The organism is Kitasatospora phosalacinea, from assembly GCF_030268885.1.
GTDB classification, from domain to species: Bacteria; Actinomycetota; Actinomycetes; order Streptomycetales; family Streptomycetaceae; genus Kitasatospora; species Kitasatospora phosalacinea_C.
In genome coordinates, this window is the sequence record NZ_BSSA01000017.1 from 76,348 (window position 1) to 92,860 (window position 16,513).

Below are 16,513 nucleotides of genomic sequence, written 5' to 3' on the forward strand. Positions count from 1 at the left end.
GCCGTCCGCGCCCGCGTCCGGTCAACGGGCGATCGGCATCAGCAGGGAGAAGGTGTCCGTGCGGGCGGGGAAGCGGATGGCCAGCGGGCCGATCGGGCCGCCGAGTTCGAGGACGAGCTGTTCGGCGCTGCCGGCGGCCTCGAGGAGGAAGTCGCGGTTGACGTGGACCAGCAGGTCGGTGGGGGCGGGGGCGTCGGGGAGGGCGTCGGCCGGGGTGGCGGTCAGGGTGGCGGTGGGGGTGTCGGCGCCGGTGTCCTCGGGCAGGGCGCGCAGCTGGGCGGCGGTCAGCGTGATGCGGTGGGTGGGCTCCAGGCGCAGCAGGCGGCGGTAGTCCGGGAAGTCCGCCTCGACGCGTTCGCCGGAGAGGGCGCGACCGGCCGCGCGGATGGTGAACCGGTTCCCGTCGACGATGAGTTCGGCCTCCTCGGCGTCGCCGAGCAGGGCCCGGGCGGCGTCCGCGAGGGCGGTCGGCAGCAGGGCGGAGACGGGCGGGCCGTCCAGGGCGGCCGGGCAGTCGGCGACCGCCAGGCGGTAGCGGTCGGTGGCGACCAGGTGCAGGGCGCCGTCCTCCGCGTCCAGGAAGATCCCGGCGACGGCGGGCAGCGCGGCGTCCGCCGGGGCGGCGAAGCGCACCGCGTCCAGGGCGGCGGCCAGCGCGGGGGCGGGGACGGTCAGGCGGGTGGGCGGCATGGGGAACTCCCGTGAGTCGAGCAGGGCGCGGACCGTGGAGAGCTCCCGGCGGGCGTCGGTCAGACCGTCCTCCAGGCGGCGCAGGTGCGCGTCCAGCTCGGCCCGGGCCTCGGCCGGGGAGCCGGTCAGCACCCGGCTGATCCCGGCCAGCGGCATCCCGACCCGGCGCAGCCGGGCCAGCAGCCGGGCGTCCGGCAGCTGCTCGTCCGCGTACCAGCGGTACCCGGTGTGCCGGTCCACCTCGGCCGGGACGAAGACGCCCGCGCCGTCGTAGAACCGCAGGGTGCCGGGGCTCAGGCCGCTGGCCCGGGCCATCTCGCCGATGCTGCGCATGGTGCTCTCCACGGGGTTGACCCTGGTCCCTCGACCTGGTCGAGGGTCAACCGTAACGGGGGAGGGCGCGCGGGGGAGAATGCTCCGGGCGCCCTGCACCGGCACCCGCGGGCGCCCGCGGGTGCAGGCTAGGATGCGGACATTGCGGACAAGTCGTCAACTGCGGTCGAACGGGGAGGGCATGGCGCTGGCGGTAGCGGAGCGGCGGCAGGAGCGGGAGACGGTGCACGCCGCACCGGCGAAGGACAGGTACCGGTGGTGGGGCCCGCTGGCGGTGGCCGTCCTCGCCGGGGTGCTGCGGCTGTGGAACCTCGGGTACCCGCACGCCTTCGTCTTCGACGAGACGTACTACCCCAAGGACGCCTGGTCCCTGTGGCAGCAGGGCTACGAGTCCGCCTGGCCGGACAACGCCAACCAGCTGATCCTCGGCGACCCGCAGGTCGTCCCGCTCAGCCACGCCGCCGCGTTCATCGCCCACCCGCCGCTCGGCAAGTGGGTCATCGGCCTCGGCACCCACTTCTGGGGCCTGCACCCCTTCGGCTGGCGGATCGCCGTCGCCGTGCTCGGCACCCTCAGCGTGCTGATGGTCGCCCGGATCGGCCGCCGCCTGTTCCGCTCCACCCTGATCGGCTGCGTCGCCGGACTGCTGCTGGCCGTCGACGGCCTGCAGTTCGTGATGAGCCGGGTCGGCCTGCTCGACGGCGTCTCCGCCTTCCTGGTGCTCGCCGCCTTCGGCGCCCTGCTCGTCGACCGCGACCGCACCCGCGACCTGCTGCGCGCCGCCCGCGCCGAGGGCGGCCGGGCCGCCGACGAGGTCCGCCTCGGCCTGCGCCCCTGGCGGCTCGCCGCGGGCGTCCTGCTCGGCGCCGCCTGCGCCGTCAAGTGGACCGGCGCGCCCGTGCTCGCCGTGTTCACCGTCCTCGTCCTGCTCTGGGACCAGGCCGGACGCCGCGCCGCCGGTGCCCGCCGGCCCTGGCGCTCGATGCTCCGGCGCGACCTGTGGCCCGCCGCGCTGTCGATGCCCGTCGCCGCGCTGGCCGCCTACCTGCTGTCCTGGAGCGGCTGGCTGGCCACCGACGGCGGCTACGACCGGCACTGGGCGGACGGGCGCTCCGGGGCCTTCGGCTGGGTGCCCGCGCCGCTGCGCAGCCTGTGGCACTACCACTCCGAGATCTGGCACTTCAACACCACCCTGACCTCCCCGCACACCTACCAGTCCAACCCGTGGAGCTGGCTGGTCCAGGGCCGCCCGGTCTCCATGTACTGGGAGCAGCTGAAGACCGGCGAGAAGGGCTGCACCGCGCCCGACGGCTGTGCCAGCCAGATCCTCGCGCTCGGCACCCCCTTCCTGTGGTGGGCCGCCTGCTTCGCGCTGGCGTACGCGCTCTACCGCTGGTTCTTCCGGCGGGACTGGCGCTCCGGCGCGATCCTCGCCGCGGTCGCCGCGGTGTACCTGCCCTGGTTCCAGTACCAGCAGCGCACCGTCTTCTCCTTCTACATGGTCGTGCTGGTGCCGTTCCTGTGCCTGGCCGTCGCCCAGATGCTCGGCGCGATGCTCGGCCCGGCCGGCAGCACACCGGCCCGGCGGCGCTGGGGCGCGGCCGGGGCCGGGCTGGTCGTGCTCGCGGTCATGGGGTGCTTCGCGTTCTTCCTCCCGCTGTACACCGCGGAGGTGATCCCGATGTCGGACTGGCACGCCCGGATGTGGTTCGTCAGTTGGATCTGAGGCCGCGGTCGGACCGGGGAACGGCGTCGGGTCCGAGGCCGCGATGAGCCGTTCCCTCGCCGCGGGCGGCGCCCCACTGCTGCCGGTCACCCCGGCGCTGGGCGTCGCCTGCGCGCTGCTGCTCGCCGTCGCCGCGCTGGTCGCCGGACGCGGCGGCCTCGGGCACGGGCGGGCGGTGCTGCGCGCCGGGCTGCGGGCGGCCGTCCAACTGGCCCTGGTCGCGCTGGTGATCGCCTGGGTGGTGCGCTCGCTGTGGACGTCCGCGCTGTTCGTGCTGCTGATGTTCGCCGTCGCGGTGCGGACCGCCGGGCGGCGGATCGGCGAGGGACGGATCGGCGAGGGCCGGATCGGCGAGGGGCGGGGGAGCGGCTCCGCGGGGCGGGGTTCCGCGGGGAGGTGGGAGTGGGCGTGGGCGGCGGTGCCGATCGCCGCCGGGGTGCTGCCCGTCCTGCTGCTGCTCGCCGCGACCGGGCTGCTGCCCGCCAAGGGCATCACCGTCATCCCGGTCGCCGGGATCCTGATCGGCGGGGCGCTCACCGCGACCTCGCTGGCCGGGCGCCGCGCGCTGGACGAACTGCGGCTGCGGCACGGCGAGGTGGAGGCCGCGCTGGCGCTGGGCTTCGAGGAGCGCGACGCCCGGCTGGAGATCTGCCGCACCGCCGCCGCGACCTCGCTCGTCCCCGCCCTCGACCAGACCCGCACCGTCGGCCTGGTCACCCTGCCCGGCGCGTTCGTCGGCATGCTGCTCGGCGGGGCGACGCCCGTCCAGGCCGGGGCGGTGCAGCTGTTCGTGCTGGTGGCGCTGCTCGCGGTGGAGGCGGTCGCGGTGACGGCGGTGCTGGAACTGGTCGGGCGGGGGCTGGTGGGGGCCGCTCCCGGCGTCCGGTAGGCTCTGCGCGTTGTTGAAGGGGAGTAGCCCTCCACCGGACCGTCGACATGCTGGCCGGCCCCTCGCGGGACGGCCCGGCGCCCGGGGCACCCTGCGGGGTGTCGGCGAGACCTTCGGCCGCAGTGCTGTGACCATGAACCAGTGCTGCCGGGCCGAGGCGTCCCCTGCTGCGGGTGGCTCCGGGGTCGGTGGCCCCGAGACGGAGAGACCCCACCACCGATGAACAGCCTGACCATCGCCGCGCTGACGTTCGGCATCGTCTTCCTCGCCGAACTCCCGGACAAGACCGCCCTGGCCAGCCTGGTCCTCGGCACCAAGTACCGCGCGGGCTACGTCTTCGCGGGCATCGCCGCCGCGTTCGCCCTCCAGGTCGGCCTCGCCCTGGTCGCGGGCAGCCTGCTCGCCCTGCTGCCGCAGCGCTGGGTCGAGGGCATCACCGGGCTGCTCTTCCTGGGCGGCGCGGCCATGCTGCTGTGGCACAAGGAGGAGGAGGACGACGGCGCCGAGGGCCGGGAGCCCGCGAACCACTCCTTCTGGAAGGTCGCCGGGACCAGCTTCGCCATCGTCGCGGTCGCCGAGTTCGGCGACCTCACCCAGATCATGACCGCCAACCTCGCCGCCAAGTACGACGACCCGCTGGCCGTCGGCCTCGGTGCCTGGCTGGCGCTGTGCGCGGTCGGCGGCCTCGCGATCGTCGGCGGGCAGAAGCTGCTGCGGCACGTGCCGATGAAGGTCATCGTGCGGGTCGCCGCGCTGGCGATGATCGTGCTGGCGGGGTGGAGCCTGTTCAAGGCGGTCACCGGCTGACGGTCGCCCACCGGCCGCCCACCGATCGGCGGAACCGATCGGCGGAACCGGTCGGCGGGGCCGGGGTTTCAGCAGTCCGGACCCTGCGGCGTCCGGGCCAGCGCGGCCTGGGTGGCCGCGTCGTAGACGCCGTCCTGGTACTGCTGCCGCGGCTTGCCGTTGCCGAACAGGTCCTGCTGGACGCCCTGCAGGACCTGGCGCGTCCAGTCGCCGAAGCCCAGTTGGCCGTTGCGGGTGCGGTCGATGGTCAGCGGTCCGATCCGGTTGCACCGGTAGGCCATCAGCGCCTGCTGCATCTGCGTCACCTCCGGGCCGGTGTCCCCGAACTTCAGCACCTTGCCGGTCGGCGGCGGGGTGCTGGACGGGGCGGCCGGGCTGCTCGGCGCGGCCGGGGCCTCGTTGCTCGGGGGAGCTGCGGCCCTGGTGGTCACCGCCTGGGTCGGGCGGGCCGTGGTGCGGGACGGCGACGCGCTCGGCTCCGCGGTCGGGGCGGAGGAGACGGCGGTCGGGGCCGGGCCGGTCGGCTCCGGCGACACCTCGGCCGGGGAGGACACCGCCGGGCCGGTCGGCGCGGGCAGCGCGTGGTCGACCGGCGACGGCGAGGACGCCAGCAGCATCGCCAGGCTCGCGCCCAGTGCGGTCACGCCGACCGCACCGCCCGCGATCACCAGCCGACGGCGGTCGGCGCTCTGCCGGCGCCGCTCGCGCCGGTCGGCCCGGCTGACCGGGCCGTCCGCGTCGTCCTCGCGGAAGGTGAACATGCCGAGGTCGGCGCCGGGCGCCGCGGGCCACCGCCCGTCCTCGTCCTCGGGCGGGGACTGCGGGGGTTGCGCGGGCTGCGGGGCGTGCTGGTGGTCGGACGCGGTGGCCCGGGCCCGGTCGTAGCCGTCGAGGTCGATCAGCTGGGTCGCGTCCTCGGCCTCCCCCGCTCCGGACGGAGCCGCGGTGACGGGCGGGTACGAGGCCGCGATCGGGGAGGGCGGCGGCGGTGCCACGACCGGGCCCAGGGTCAGCGGCATCGTCTGCTCGGCGGGCGCCTGGGCCGGGGGCTGGTCCGAGGGCCGGTCCGGGGGCGGGATCGGCACGAAACGGCCCGGGGCGCCCTGCGGCGGGAGGTCCTGCGGGGGGACGGGCGGCAGCAGTTGGGTCGCGGCGGTGTCCGGGTGCGCCTGGGCCGGGGCGGCGGGCTGCGGCGGGACGTCCGGCGGCGGTCCGAACGGGCTGGCGGCCTGCGGGACGTGCGGGGGCCGGCCCGGCGGCGGCGGACCGGCGGCGCCGGGCGGGCCGGTGATCGGCTGCACCGCGGGCGGCTGCGGGGCGGTGGTCGGCACGGCGACCGGGGGAGCGGCGGCGGGGGCCGGCGCGACGGGCGGCGGGGCGACCGGCTGCACCGGCGGCGGGCCGACCCGGGTGGCGAACGGGTCGGCCGCCGGGTCGCCGGGCTCCACCACGGAGGCCCCGGCCACGTACGGGCGGACCAGCGGCGGGCCCTCCAGGTGGGGCAGGACCGCGGTGTCCTCGACCGGGGAGGCGGCGTTGCACGCGCAGCTACCGGCCGTGCGTGCGGTGCCGCAGCGGGGGCAGCGCTCTGCCGGCATGGGCCGGTCCTCCTCGGGTCGGAATCGAACGGGGTGATTATGCAGGAGCACGCCCCGGGGCAACAGGGACGCCCTGGGCCGGGCCCGCTTCCCGCCCGGTATGCCGGAGTTTCGGCGGTTTTCCGGCCGTGGTCGGGGGCGCGACCGCGGGGGTTCCCGCCGAGCCGGGGCCGTTCCCGCCGCGTCGGGGCCGTTCGCCGTGTTCGGGTGCCGGGCTGCGGGCGGGTCGCCGCGGTCGGACCTCAGGCGTCCGTCGCTGCTCCGGCCCGCTCGCGGTACTGCTGCGGGCTGACGCCCCGGACCCGTTTGAACGCGGCGCTCAGGGCGAAGCCGCTGCCGTAGCCGACCCGGCGGGCGACCGCGGCCAGGGTGGCGTCGGGTTCGGCGAGCAGGTCGGCGGCGCGGGCGAGGCGCCAGTCGGTGAGGTACGCCATCGGGGGAGCGCCGACCAGTTCGGTGAAGCGCCGGGCCAGGGCGGCCCGGGAGGCCCCGCACTCGGCGGCCAGCTCGTGCACCGTCCAGGCGCGGGCCGGGTCGGCGTGCAGCAGGCCCAGGGCGCGGCCCACCAGCGGGTCGGAGTGGGCCCGGTACCAGGCCGGGGCCCGGTCGGCGGCGCGGGCGAACCAGCAGCGCAGGGCGGAGATCAGCAGCAGGTCCAGCAGCCGGTCCAGCACCGCGTCCTGGCCCGGCTCGTCCCGGCCGATCTCCGCCTCCAGCAGCGCCACCAGCGGCGAGCCCCACTCCGCGGCGTCCAGGCGCAGCACCGGCGGCAGGGCCCGCAGCAGCCGTCCGCTGACCTCGCCGTGCAACTGGTACGTGCCGCTGAGCAGCACCGTCGCCGCGTCCGGGCCGGTGCCCCAGGTCCGGACGCCCTGGTCGAGCGTCTCGCACATCCGCTCGCCGTCGACGGTGGTGGACACCTGCCCGGGGTGGACCACCACCTGCGGCGGGGTCCGCGGCGGGTCCGCCACCGTGTACGGCTCGGGGCCGCGGACGATCACCAGGTCGCCGGGGTGCAGCGGCACCGGCTCCGCGCCGTCCGGGACGACCCAGCCGCTGCCGCGCACCGTGGTCAGCACCGTCAGCGGCGCCCGGTCCTCGATCCGCAGCGACCACGGCGGGTCGAACACCGACCGCAGCAGGAACGCCCCGCGGGCCCGCGGACCGGTCAGCAGGGCGGTGAGCGCGTCCATGCCCGCCAGGGTAGACGGCCGGGGCGCGGGAGCGGGCCGGGCGGTGGACGCTCGCGCATGCCAACGAGCGCCCGGGCCATGGATCCTGGCCCGGCGGACGGATTGACTGGAGGTCATGACGACACGAACGGGGGTTCCCGCCATGGCAGTTCTCCGTACGGTGACGCTGGTCGGCGCGGTCCTGCTGACCGGGCTCGGCGCCGGACTCTTCTACTCCTACGCCTGCTCGGTGATGCCGGGCCTGGCGCAGGTCGGCGACCGGGCGTTCGTCGACACCATGCAGCGCATCAACACGGCCATCCTGAACGGCTGGTTCATGCTCAGCTTCCTCGGCGCGCTGGTGCTGACCGTCGCCGCGGGCCTGCTCCGGTGGCGCGGCGGCGACCGCACCGTCCTGCTGTGGATCGCCGCCGCCGCGGTCCTCCACCTCGTGGTGCTGGTCGTCACCGGGGCGGTCAACGTCCCGCTCAACGACCGGCTCGCCGCCGCGGGCTCCCCCGACTCCCTCACCGACCCGGCCGCCGTCCGCGCCGCCTTCGAGGAGGTCTGGGTCCGCTGGAACCTCGTCCGCGCCCTCGCCTCCACCGCCGCCTTCGGCTGCCTCACCTGGGCCCTCGCCCTCTCCGGCCGCACCGCCTGACCCCGGGCGGCCGGGGTCCGGGGCGGCGGGCGTGAGGTGGGGGAGGATGGGGGCATGAGCGTAGTGAAGATCAACGTGCTGACGGTTCCCGCGGAGCAGCGGGAGGTGCTGGAGCAGCGGTTCGCCTCGCGGGCCGGGGCGGTGGAGGGGTCGGACGGGTTCGAGTGGTTCGAGCTGCTGCGGCCGGTGGAGGGGACGGACCAGTACCTGGTGTACACGCGGTGGCGGGACGAGGAGTCGTTCCGGGCGTGGATGGAGGGGCCGATGAAGGAGGCGCACCAGGGCGGGGGCGAGCGGCCGCGGCCGGCGGCGAGCGGGTCGCAGGTGTGGTCGTTCGAGGTGGTGCAGCAGGCGGGCCCGAAGGCGTAGCGGAGGGCGCGGGGGAGCGGGACCGGTCGCGGGGAGGCCGGTCCCGCTCCCGTTTCAGCGGAAGGCGGCGCGGCGGGTGGCGCGGCGCAGGGTGCGCAGCAGGGCGCCGCCGACGGTGAGGCAGAGGACGGCGGTGAGGACGGCGCGGGAGAGGTCCCAGCCGAGCGAGGTGGTGAGGCAGTAGAGGACGAAGCGGGTGAGGTTGGCGGGGAGCGGGTCGCCGGGGACGAAGGAGATCGACAGGCCGAGGCCGCCGATGTAGGGCCAGCCCTGGAGGTTCATGACGGTGCCGTAGCCGACGGAGGCGAGGACGCCGTAGGCGGCGAGGAGGAGCAGTTCGGCGCGGCCGCGCAGGCGGGCGGCGCCCGGGAGGAGGCCCGCGCCGAGGCAGACCCAGCCCATGGTGAGCATCTGGAACGGCAGCCAGGGGCCGACGCCGCCGGTGAGCAGGCCGGAGGCGAACATGGCGAGCGCGCCCAGGACGAAGCCGAAGCCGGGGCCCAGGGCGCGACCGGCGAGGACCATCAGGAAGAACATCGGCTCCAGGCCCGCGGTGCCACCGCCGAGCGGGCGCAGGGCGGCACCGGCCGCGGCGAGGACGCCGAGCATGGCGACGGCCTTGGCGTCGAGGCCGGGCGCGCCGGTGGCGTCGCGGTTCTCGGAGAGCTGGGCGACCGCGACGGCCAGCAGCAGCGGCATCAGCAGGGCGAACAGCCAGGGCGCGTCGGCGGAGTGGCCGACCAGGTCGGAGCTGCGGGCGGCGAGCAGCGGCCAGCCGAAGGCGGCGGCGCCGATCGCGGAGACCAGGGCGAGCAGCAGGGCGGAGCGGCGGCCGAGCGGGACGGGGCGGTCGAGGGCGGGAGGGGAGGACGGGCAGGACGGTGAGGGCGGGGGAGGGGAGGGGCGGGTCATCGGGGCGGCTCCGCGTCGAGGGCGGCGGCGACCTCGGGGACGGTCAGGTAGGGCGGGAGGATCTTGGCGGTCTGCGGGGCGAAGGTCGGGGAGGCGAGGACGACCTCGGGGGTGGGGCCGTCGGCGACGATCTCGCCCTCGGCCAGCACGGCGGTGCGGTGGGCGAGTTCGGCGGCGAGTTCGACGTCGTGGGTGGCCAGCAGGACGGCGTGGCCGTCGGCGGCGAGGGCGCGCAGGACGGTGACCAGGCGGGCCTTGGCGGCGTAGTCGAGGCCGCGGGTGGGCTCGTCCAGCAGCAGGACGGGCGGGCGGGCGGTCAGGACGACGGCGAGGGCGAGGGTGAGGCGCTGGCCCTCGGAGAGGTCGCGGGGGTGCCGGTCGTCGGCGACGTCGGGCAGCAGGGCGGCCAACAGGGCGCGGCAGGTGCCGGGTTCGGCGTCGGCGTCCCGGTCGGCGGCGGCGCACTCCTCGGCGACGGTCTCGGCGTACAGCAGGTCGCGCGGGTCCTGCGGGACGAGACCGACGGAGCGGATCAGGTCCTTGGGGCGGGACCTGTGCGGGACGAGGCCGTTGACCCGGACGGTGCCGGAGTCGGGGGCGTGCAGGCCGACCAGGGTGCCGAGCAGGGTGGACTTCCCGGCGCCGTTGCGCCCCATCAGCGCGGTGATCTGCCCCGGGACGAGGGCGAGTTCGACGCCGCGCAGCGCCGGGACGCGCCCCCGGGAGACCACCAGGCGGCTCGCGGTGGCGACCGGTTCGGCCGGTGCGGGCGCCGACTGCGGCGCGGGCGGCGGGAGTTGTGCGCGCAGCGGGGCCGCGCGGCGGCGGGCGTCGCGGACGGTGAGCGGCAGCGGCGTCCAGCCCGCCAGCAGCCCCAGGTCGACCACCGGCGGCCGGACGGGCGAGCGGGCCATCAGCGCGGCCGGGTCGCCGAGCACCGGCGGCTCGCCCGGGCCGGGCAGCAGCAGCACCCGGTCGGCGTACTGGACGACCCGCTCCAGCCGGTGCTCGGACAGCAGCACGGTGGTGCCCAGGTCGTGCACCAGGCGCTGCAGCACGGCCAGCACCTCCTCGGCGGCGCCCGGGTCGAGCGCCGAGGTCGGCTCGTCCAGCACCAGCACCTTCGGGTGGACGGTCAGCACCGAGCCGATCGCCACCCGCTGGCGCTGCCCGCCGGACAGCGAGGACAGTGCCCGGCCGCGCAGCTCGGCCAGGCCCAGCAGGTCGAGCGTCTCCTCGACCCGGCGGCGCATCACGGCCGGGGCCAGGCCCATCGACTCCATGCCGTAGGCGAGTTCCTCCTCGACGGTGTCGGTGACGAAGTGCGCCGCCGGGTCCTGTCCGACGGTGCCGACCACGTCCGCGAGGTCGCGCGGCCGGTGGGTGCGGGTGTCCCGCCCGGCGACCGTGACCCGGCCGGTCAGGGTGCCGCCGGTGAAGTGCGGGACCAGCCCGCAGACGGTGCCCAGCAGCGTCGACTTGCCGGAGCCGGACGGGCCGACCAGCAGGCACAACTCGCCCTCGGGGACCGTCAGTTCGACACCCGACAGGGCCGGGGCGGAAGCGTCGGCGTACTGCACGCCGACCTGCTCGAAAGTGATCACCGGGTGCTCCGGGGCGGCTCGGGGGTGACGAAGGCGGGCAGCAGGCCGACCAGGGCGGCCAGCGCGGGCAGCAGCGGCAGGGACGGCGCGGTCGGCGGGACGACGCTCGGGGCCAGTGCCCCGGGCCAGCGGCCCGCGTACCAGATCAGCACGGCCGCCACCAGCGTCCCCGAGGCGGCCGTCAGCCACTCCGGCAGTGCCCACGGGTCCGGCCGGTAGCGGGTCCGCACGGTGCGGCGGCCGCCCAGCACCAGGCCCGCGGCGGCCGCACCGGCCCCCGCCAGCAGCACCGGCAGCGCCCACGGGTGGGCGCCCGGGGTGAGCAGCCCGTACGTCGCCGAGCACACCGCCAGCAGTCCCGCGAGGGTCAACGCCCCCGCGGTGCGCACCAGTCGGCGCGGGACGGCGGCGGTGCGGCCGAAGCCGCGGGTGTCCATCGCCGCGGCCAGCGCCACCGAACGCTCCAACGCGCCCTCCAGCACCGGCAGTCCGACCGACAGCACCGCCCGCACCCCCCGGTCCGAGCGCCCGCGCAGCCGCCGGGCCGCGCGCAGCCGCCGGACGTCCGCCACCAGGTTCGGCGCGAAGGTCATCGCCACCACCGCCGCCACGCCCGCCTCGTACAGCGCCCCGGGCAGCGAGCGCAGCAGCCGCGACGGCGAGGCCAGCGCGTTGGCCGCCCCCACGCACGCCAGCAGGACCGCCAGCCGCAGCCCCTCGTACAGCGCGAACAGCACCCCCTCCAGGGTCACCGAACCGCCCAGCCGCACGCCCTGCGCCCACGCGGGCAGCGGGACCTGGGGCAGCGTGAACAGCACGTGGGTGCCGCCGACCGGGGAGCCCAGCAGTACGGCGAACACCATCCGGGCGGCCAGCACCAGCAGGCCCAGCCGCAGGAACGCCGCGTAGGAGCGCGACCACGGGGCGTCGCCGCGGCGGGCCGCGACCACGTAGCCCGCCACCGCCAGGATCAGCAGCAGGAGCAGCGGGTTGGTGGTCCGGCTGGCCGCCGCGGCCAGGCCCAGTGACCACAGCCACCACGCCCCCGGGTGCAGCTGCCGGGCCAGCGCCCGGCTGTGCGCGGCGGCCGAACGGGCGTGCGGGAGAGTGGAGTCGGCGGGGGCGGGGGCTGCGCGGAGCAGGCGGTGGACGGACACGGTCAGCGGGTGGTGCGGCGGCGACGGGCCTGCCAGACGGCTCCGGCGCCCAGCAGGACCACCGCGCCGACACCGGCGTAAAGGCCCAGGGACGGGCCGCTGTTGGAGGTGCTGCCACCCGAACTTCCGCCGGTGGAACCGGCGTTCGCGCCTGCCGCGACCTGCTCGCCGCAACCCGCGTGCGGGTAGCCCGAGATGGCGCACAGCATCGCGCCGGAGTCGTAGCGCAGCGGCGCGGCGACCGCGGCCAGCACCTCGGCGGAGTTCGCCGCGGTCGGCACCGAGGCGCACACCGAGCGGACCGCGGGCGGCTGTTCGCCGCCCGGGGCGTCCTGCGCGGTGCCGAAGTCCAGCACCACGGCGACCCGCTTGTGGCCGCCGCCGGGCGCGGTGTCCGCGCAGACCGCCGCGAAGTCGGGGGCCGGGCCGGGCCGCGGGGCGTCCTGGCCGCCGTCCGGGCTCAGCGCGAAACGCCAGCCGTCCACCGCCCCGTCCGCCGGGACGTTCCCGGCCGGGCCGACCTGCTGGTAGGCCCAGCCGTCCGCGCCGCCCTTCCAGAACGACCAGTACCGGTACTCGGCCGCCGAGGAGGCTCCGGCCGCCGGGCCGAGGAGCACGGTGCAGGCGGCGAGGAGGGTGAGGAGGAGACGGACGCGGGGGGCGGGCAGGAGGAGACGGGCGCGAGGGGCCCGGCCGGTCATCGGTCCTGCTCCGGCCGGTCGCCGGAGGTGCCGTCCGCGGGCGCGTCGGCGGGGGAGGCCGGCTTGTGGCGGCGGCGGTTGAGGCTGAGCAGCAGGCCCGCGCCGACACCGACCAGGAGGCCGACGCCGATCAGCCAGCCGGCCGAGAAGCCGCTGTTCTCGTCGGGTTCGGTGATCGCCGAGCCGGGGGCGCGGGTGGCCTGCGGGTCACCGACCGCGGGGGCGGACTTCGGCGCGGGCCCGGAGGCGATCAGCAGCTGGACCAGGTTGGCGCCGCCGAAGTTGTACGGGTCGAGCTTGGCGGCGCGGGCGGTGAGCACCAGGGTGGCGGTGGCGGCCGGGTTGGTGCCGTCCTTGCCCTGGGCGGCCCAGGGGAAGGCGTTCCCGGCGAGCCAGTCGGCGGCGCTGGCGGCCTCGGCGGAGTGCCCGGCGGCGACCAGGCCGAGGACGGTCCAGGCGGTGGAGTCGTACGCGGGGGCGGCGGTGTCCGAGCCGGGGGTCTTGGCGAGCAGGCGCTGGCCGTCGGCGGCGAGGCGGGCGGTGAGCCAGGCGGCGTCGGCCTCGGCGGAGTCGGCGTGGGCGACCGGCCCCGCGGCCTGGCCGCCGTCGCAGGCGAGGGCCTTCGGCGGGGCGTCCCTGCGGTCGGTGGTGGTGACCGGCAGGTGGCCGCCCGCGGCGGCCAGCAGGGCCTGCGCGGAGGCGATGGTGTCGGCGGCGGCGGGGACGCCCGCGGCGGGCTGGTAGAGGAAGGCGCCGCGCTGGTCGGCGGCGGTGGCGCAGCCGAGCTGGAAGGAGGCCAGGCCGTCCCAGCCGCTGTGGCCGCCGACGGCGACCTGGGCCGGGTCGAGGCCGGCCGCGAGCAGGCCGTTGAGGACGACCGCGGTGGAGTTGGCGTCGCCGGGCGCGCCCGGGTTGTACGCCCAGCTGCCGTCCGGGTTCTGGTGGGCGCGCAGCCAGTCGGTGGCGCGGGTCACGGGCTGCTGGTGGCCGCCGAGCGCGGTGAGCGCCTGGACGGCCATCGAGGTGGCGTTGGTGTCCTCGGTGGCGGGGGTGCACGGGGTGCCCTCGGCCCGGTAGGACGGCCAGCCGCCGTCCTCGCACTGCTGGCCGAGCAGCCACTGCACGGCGGCCTCGGCGGGCTCGACCTGCTCCTGCCGGAGCGCGATCAGGGCCAGCGACTGCCGCCACACCCCGTCGTACTGCGGGTCGCCCTTGCCGTACAGCCCGGCGGGCACGCCCGAGGAGGGGGTGGCGGAGGACGCGGCGGAGGCCGTGGACGGGGCGGGGGAGGCGGTGTCGGCGAGCGCGGGCGCGGCGGCGGCACCGGCGAGCAGGGCGCCGGCGAGCGCGGCGGCGCCCAGGCGGGCAGCGGTCGGCATGAGGGGGGAAGCCTTTCGGTGAGCGGTCGCAGCGGGCCGGGGCACACCCCGGTTTCGCCCGTAGACCCACGACGGATGAGGGCCGCTCGCCTCCGGCCGGGCAGTCCGACTGCGCCGCGCCCCGCGGGGGCGGCTCACGGTTGCGGGTCAGCGCCGGAATCGCACCGGCTTCCCCCGGCCTCGGAGGCGGATGTGGAGTTGTCGCGCGGTCCGGCGGGCCGGGCCGCGACCCCAAGACTCTAGCCCTCGGCCCCGGACACCCCGGCGGCAGGTGGTGGAACGGGTTGCAGTTCCGGCCGGGCGGCGGGGACCGCGGCGACGGGCTCCAGCAGCCGGGCGGCGGTGTGCAGGTCGGCCCGGACCTCGGCCAGCGAGGCCCGGCCGGACAGCCACGCCAGCAGGGTGGCGTGCCAGGTGTGGCCGACCACCCGCAGGGCCGCCTGCTGCTCGGCGGTGGGCGGCCCGGGCAGCCGGGCGGCGGTCAGCACGATGGCGCCGGTGGCCTGGGCGACCTCGTCGACCTCGGAGCCCACCGAGCGGTCCGCGAAGGACAGCGCCCGCACCATGGCCTCCGCCAGCCGGGGTTCGCGCTGCATGGCGCGGAAGGCGGCGGTGAGCGCCTCGGCGACCCGGGCCGCCGGGTCCGGCCCGGCCGGGGGGTGGCGTCGCACCTGCTCGTGCAGGCGTTCCAACTGCTCGCGCATCACCGCGACCAGCAGGTGCACCTTGGACGGGAAGTACCGGTACAGGGTGCCGAGCGCGACCTGCGCGCCCTCCGCCACCTCGCGCATCTGCACCGCCTCGTAGCCGCCCCGCTCGGCCAGCGCGGTGGCCGAGCGCAGGATGCCCCGGCGGCGCTCGGCCTGGCGCGGCGTCAGCGGCCCGTCGGCGGCGGTGGCGGTCACGGGCGCTCCAGGAACGAGGTCGCGGGGAGGCGGGCACGGCGTGGTGCGAATCACCCGCCGCGGCTCCTGACGACAAGCTACGGGCCGGTAATCTTCGAGGTCCCTCGTTGTTCACTTTCTCCAACGACGAGCCCGCACCACTGTGAAACGTGATCTACTTTACCGGTCGGCGGCCGCCTCCGTCGCCGGTCCCGGTGAGTAGCGAGGAAGGGGACTGGGGATGACCGCTGTGTCGCCGCCGCCGCTGCGGATCGCCCTGCTGTCGTACCGCGGCGACCCGTTCTGCGGTGGTCAGGGCGTGTACGTGCGCCACCTGTCGCGCGAACTGGCCCGGCTCGGCCACCACGTCGACGTGATCGGCGCCCAGCCGTACCCGGTGCTCGACCAGGTCGACGGCCCCGGCACCGTCCGCCTGGTCGAACTGCCCGGGCTCGACCTGTACCGCGCCGACGACCCGTTCCGCACCCCCGCCGCCGCCGAGTTCCGCGGCCCGGTGGACCTGCTGGAGTACGCGGTGATGCGCACCGGCGGCTTCCCCGAACCGCTGACCTTCTCGCTGCGCGCCCGGGCCCACCTGGCCCGGCACAAGGGCCGCTACGACGTCGTCCACGACAACCAGACCCTCGGCTACGGCCTGCTCGGCCTGGCCCGGCACGGCTTCCCGCTGGTCACCACCGTCCACCACCCCGTCACCGTGGACCGGCAGTTGGAGATCGACGCGGCCCGCACCCGGCTGGAGCGGCTCGGCAAGCGCCGCTGGTACGCCTTCACCCGGATGCAGCGCCGGGTCGCCGCCCGGCTGGAGCACGTCCTCACCGTCTCGGAGAGCTCGAAGGCCGAGATCGCCGAACACCTCGGCACCGCGCCCGGCGCCGTCTCGGTCGTCCCGGTCGGCGCCGACACCGACCTGTGGTCGCCCTCCGCCGCCGTCGCCCGCGTCCCCGGCCGGATCGTCACCACCTCCAGCGCCGACGTCCCGCTCAAGGGCCTGGTGCACCTGGTCGAGGCGCTCGCCAAGGTCCGCACCGAACGCGACGCCCACCTGGTCGTGGTCGGCAAGCCGCAGAAGGAGGACGGGCCGGTCACCGAGGCGGTGCGCCGCTTCGGCCTGGAGGAGCACATCGAGTTCCGCACCGGGCTGAGCGACGCCGACCTCGTCGACCTGTACCGCTCCGCCGAGGCGGCCTGCGTCCCCTCGCTGTACGAGGGCTTCTCGCTGCCCGCCGCCGAGGCGATGGCCACCGCCACCCCGCTGGTCGCCACCACCGGCGGCGCCATCCCCGAGGTCGCCGGACCGGACGGCGAGACCTGCCTCGCGGTGCCGCCCGGCGACGCGGGCGCGCTCGCTGCCGCGCTCGGCCGACTGCTGGACGACCCCGACCTGCGCGCCCGGCTCGGCGCGGCCGGGCGCGAACGCGTGCTGGCCCGGTTCACCTGGGCCCGGGCCGCCGAACTCACCGTCGAGCGCTACCGGGCCGCGATCGCCACCGGCGCCGGTGCCGCCGCCCGGTCCGGCCCCGGCTGGCGCTACGTCGGCTGACGCCGCGCCGGTCGGCGTCCGCCGTCCGCCGCCCGGCGTCGTGCCGGTCGGCGTCGCGCCGACGACACTT

The 16,513-nt window shown here is 76.9% G+C and carries 15 protein-coding genes; 6 read left to right on the forward strand and 9 right to left on the reverse strand.

Features of this window, described 5'->3' with window-relative positions:
- Positions 1 to 21 precede the first annotated feature (21 nt).
- Positions 22 to 1,035 (reverse strand): MerR family transcriptional regulator, encoded by a 1,014-nt coding sequence (locus tag QSK52_RS23360; RefSeq protein ID WP_285738088.1) that lies wholly within the window; start codon positions 1,033 to 1,035, stop codon positions 22 to 24.
- A gap of 169 nt (positions 1,036 to 1,204) precedes the next feature.
- Between QSK52_RS23360 and QSK52_RS23365 the strand changes: the two genes are divergently transcribed.
- The 3 genes from QSK52_RS23365 (at position 1,205) to QSK52_RS23375 (ending at position 4,445) form a co-directional block, all read left to right on the forward strand.
- On the forward strand, positions 1,205 to 2,749 hold the full coding sequence (locus tag QSK52_RS23365; RefSeq protein WP_285738089.1) for a dolichyl-phosphate-mannose--protein mannosyltransferase: 1,545 nt from the start codon (positions 1,205 to 1,207) through the stop codon (positions 2,747 to 2,749).
- A 43-nt stretch (positions 2,750 to 2,792) separates the two neighbouring features.
- Positions 2,793 to 3,638, forward strand: coding sequence for an ABC transporter permease (locus QSK52_RS23370; protein WP_285738090.1), 846 nt, complete (start codon positions 2,793 to 2,795; stop codon positions 3,636 to 3,638).
- A 219-nt stretch (positions 3,639 to 3,857) separates the two neighbouring features.
- Positions 3,858 to 4,445, forward strand: a complete 588-nt coding sequence (locus QSK52_RS23375) for a TMEM165/GDT1 family protein (protein ID WP_285738091.1) — start codon at positions 3,858 to 3,860, stop codon at positions 4,443 to 4,445.
- 68 nt (positions 4,446 to 4,513) lie between these two features.
- Here the strand turns inward: QSK52_RS23375 and QSK52_RS23380 are convergent, their stop codons facing one another.
- Positions 4,514 to 6,043 (reverse strand): hypothetical protein, encoded by a 1,530-nt coding sequence (locus tag QSK52_RS23380; protein ID WP_285738092.1) that lies wholly within the window; start codon positions 6,041 to 6,043, stop codon positions 4,514 to 4,516.
- A gap of 242 nt (positions 6,044 to 6,285) precedes the next feature.
- Positions 6,286 to 7,236 (reverse strand): AraC family transcriptional regulator, encoded by a 951-nt coding sequence (locus QSK52_RS23385; RefSeq protein WP_285738093.1) that lies wholly within the window; start codon positions 7,234 to 7,236, stop codon positions 6,286 to 6,288.
- A gap of 142 nt (positions 7,237 to 7,378) precedes the next feature.
- On the opposite strand from QSK52_RS23385, the gene QSK52_RS23390 reads away from it, so the two are divergent.
- Both QSK52_RS23390 and QSK52_RS23395 read left to right on the forward strand, forming a co-directional pair.
- Entirely contained in the window at positions 7,379 to 7,876 is a 498-nt protein-coding gene (locus QSK52_RS23390) for a DUF1772 domain-containing protein (protein WP_285738094.1), read from the forward strand.
- A 54-nt stretch (positions 7,877 to 7,930) separates the two neighbouring features.
- Complete coding sequence (locus QSK52_RS23395) at positions 7,931 to 8,245, forward strand: antibiotic biosynthesis monooxygenase family protein (RefSeq protein ID WP_285738095.1); 315 nt, start codon at positions 7,931 to 7,933, stop codon at positions 8,243 to 8,245.
- Between the two features lie 54 nt (positions 8,246 to 8,299).
- Here QSK52_RS23395 and QSK52_RS23400 read toward each other — a convergent pair whose 3' ends face one another.
- From QSK52_RS23400 to QSK52_RS23425, 6 genes are all read right to left on the reverse strand, one after another.
- The gene (locus tag QSK52_RS23400; RefSeq protein WP_285738096.1) at positions 8,300 to 9,157 is read right to left on the reverse strand and encodes an ECF transporter S component; all 858 of its coding nucleotides are present in this window, start codon (positions 9,155 to 9,157) and stop codon (positions 8,300 to 8,302) included.
- Positions 9,154 to 10,761 carry an ABC transporter ATP-binding protein gene (locus QSK52_RS23405; protein WP_285738097.1) on the reverse strand — a complete coding sequence of 536 codons (1,608 nt, stop codon included), beginning with the start codon at positions 10,759 to 10,761 and terminating at the stop codon, positions 9,154 to 9,156. Before QSK52_RS23405 ends, QSK52_RS23400 begins: the two co-directional genes overlap by 4 nt.
- Entirely contained in the window at positions 10,758 to 11,918 is a 1,161-nt protein-coding gene (locus QSK52_RS23410; protein WP_435053332.1) for an energy-coupling factor transporter transmembrane component T, read from the reverse strand. The genes QSK52_RS23405 and QSK52_RS23410 overlap by 4 nt, the downstream gene beginning before the upstream one ends.
- Positions 11,919 to 11,920: 2 nt before the next feature.
- Positions 11,921 to 12,619: an SCO2322 family protein gene (locus QSK52_RS23415; protein ID WP_285738098.1), complete on the reverse strand. Its 699-nt coding sequence runs from the start codon at positions 12,617 to 12,619 to the stop codon at positions 11,921 to 11,923.
- The gene (locus tag QSK52_RS23420; RefSeq protein WP_285738099.1) at positions 12,616 to 13,998 is read right to left on the reverse strand and encodes a prenyltransferase/squalene oxidase repeat-containing protein; all 1,383 of its coding nucleotides are present in this window, start codon (positions 13,996 to 13,998) and stop codon (positions 12,616 to 12,618) included. The genes QSK52_RS23415 and QSK52_RS23420 overlap by 4 nt, the downstream gene beginning before the upstream one ends.
- Positions 13,999 to 14,237: 239 nt before the next feature.
- Positions 14,238 to 14,903, reverse strand: coding sequence for a TetR family transcriptional regulator (locus tag QSK52_RS23425; RefSeq protein WP_285738100.1), 666 nt, complete (start codon positions 14,901 to 14,903; stop codon positions 14,238 to 14,240).
- 220 nt (positions 14,904 to 15,123) lie between these two features.
- On the opposite strand from QSK52_RS23425, the gene QSK52_RS23430 reads away from it, so the two are divergent.
- Complete coding sequence (locus QSK52_RS23430) at positions 15,124 to 16,443, forward strand: glycosyltransferase family 4 protein (RefSeq protein WP_285738101.1); 1,320 nt, start codon at positions 15,124 to 15,126, stop codon at positions 16,441 to 16,443.
- The last annotated feature ends 70 nt before the right edge of the window (positions 16,444 to 16,513 follow it).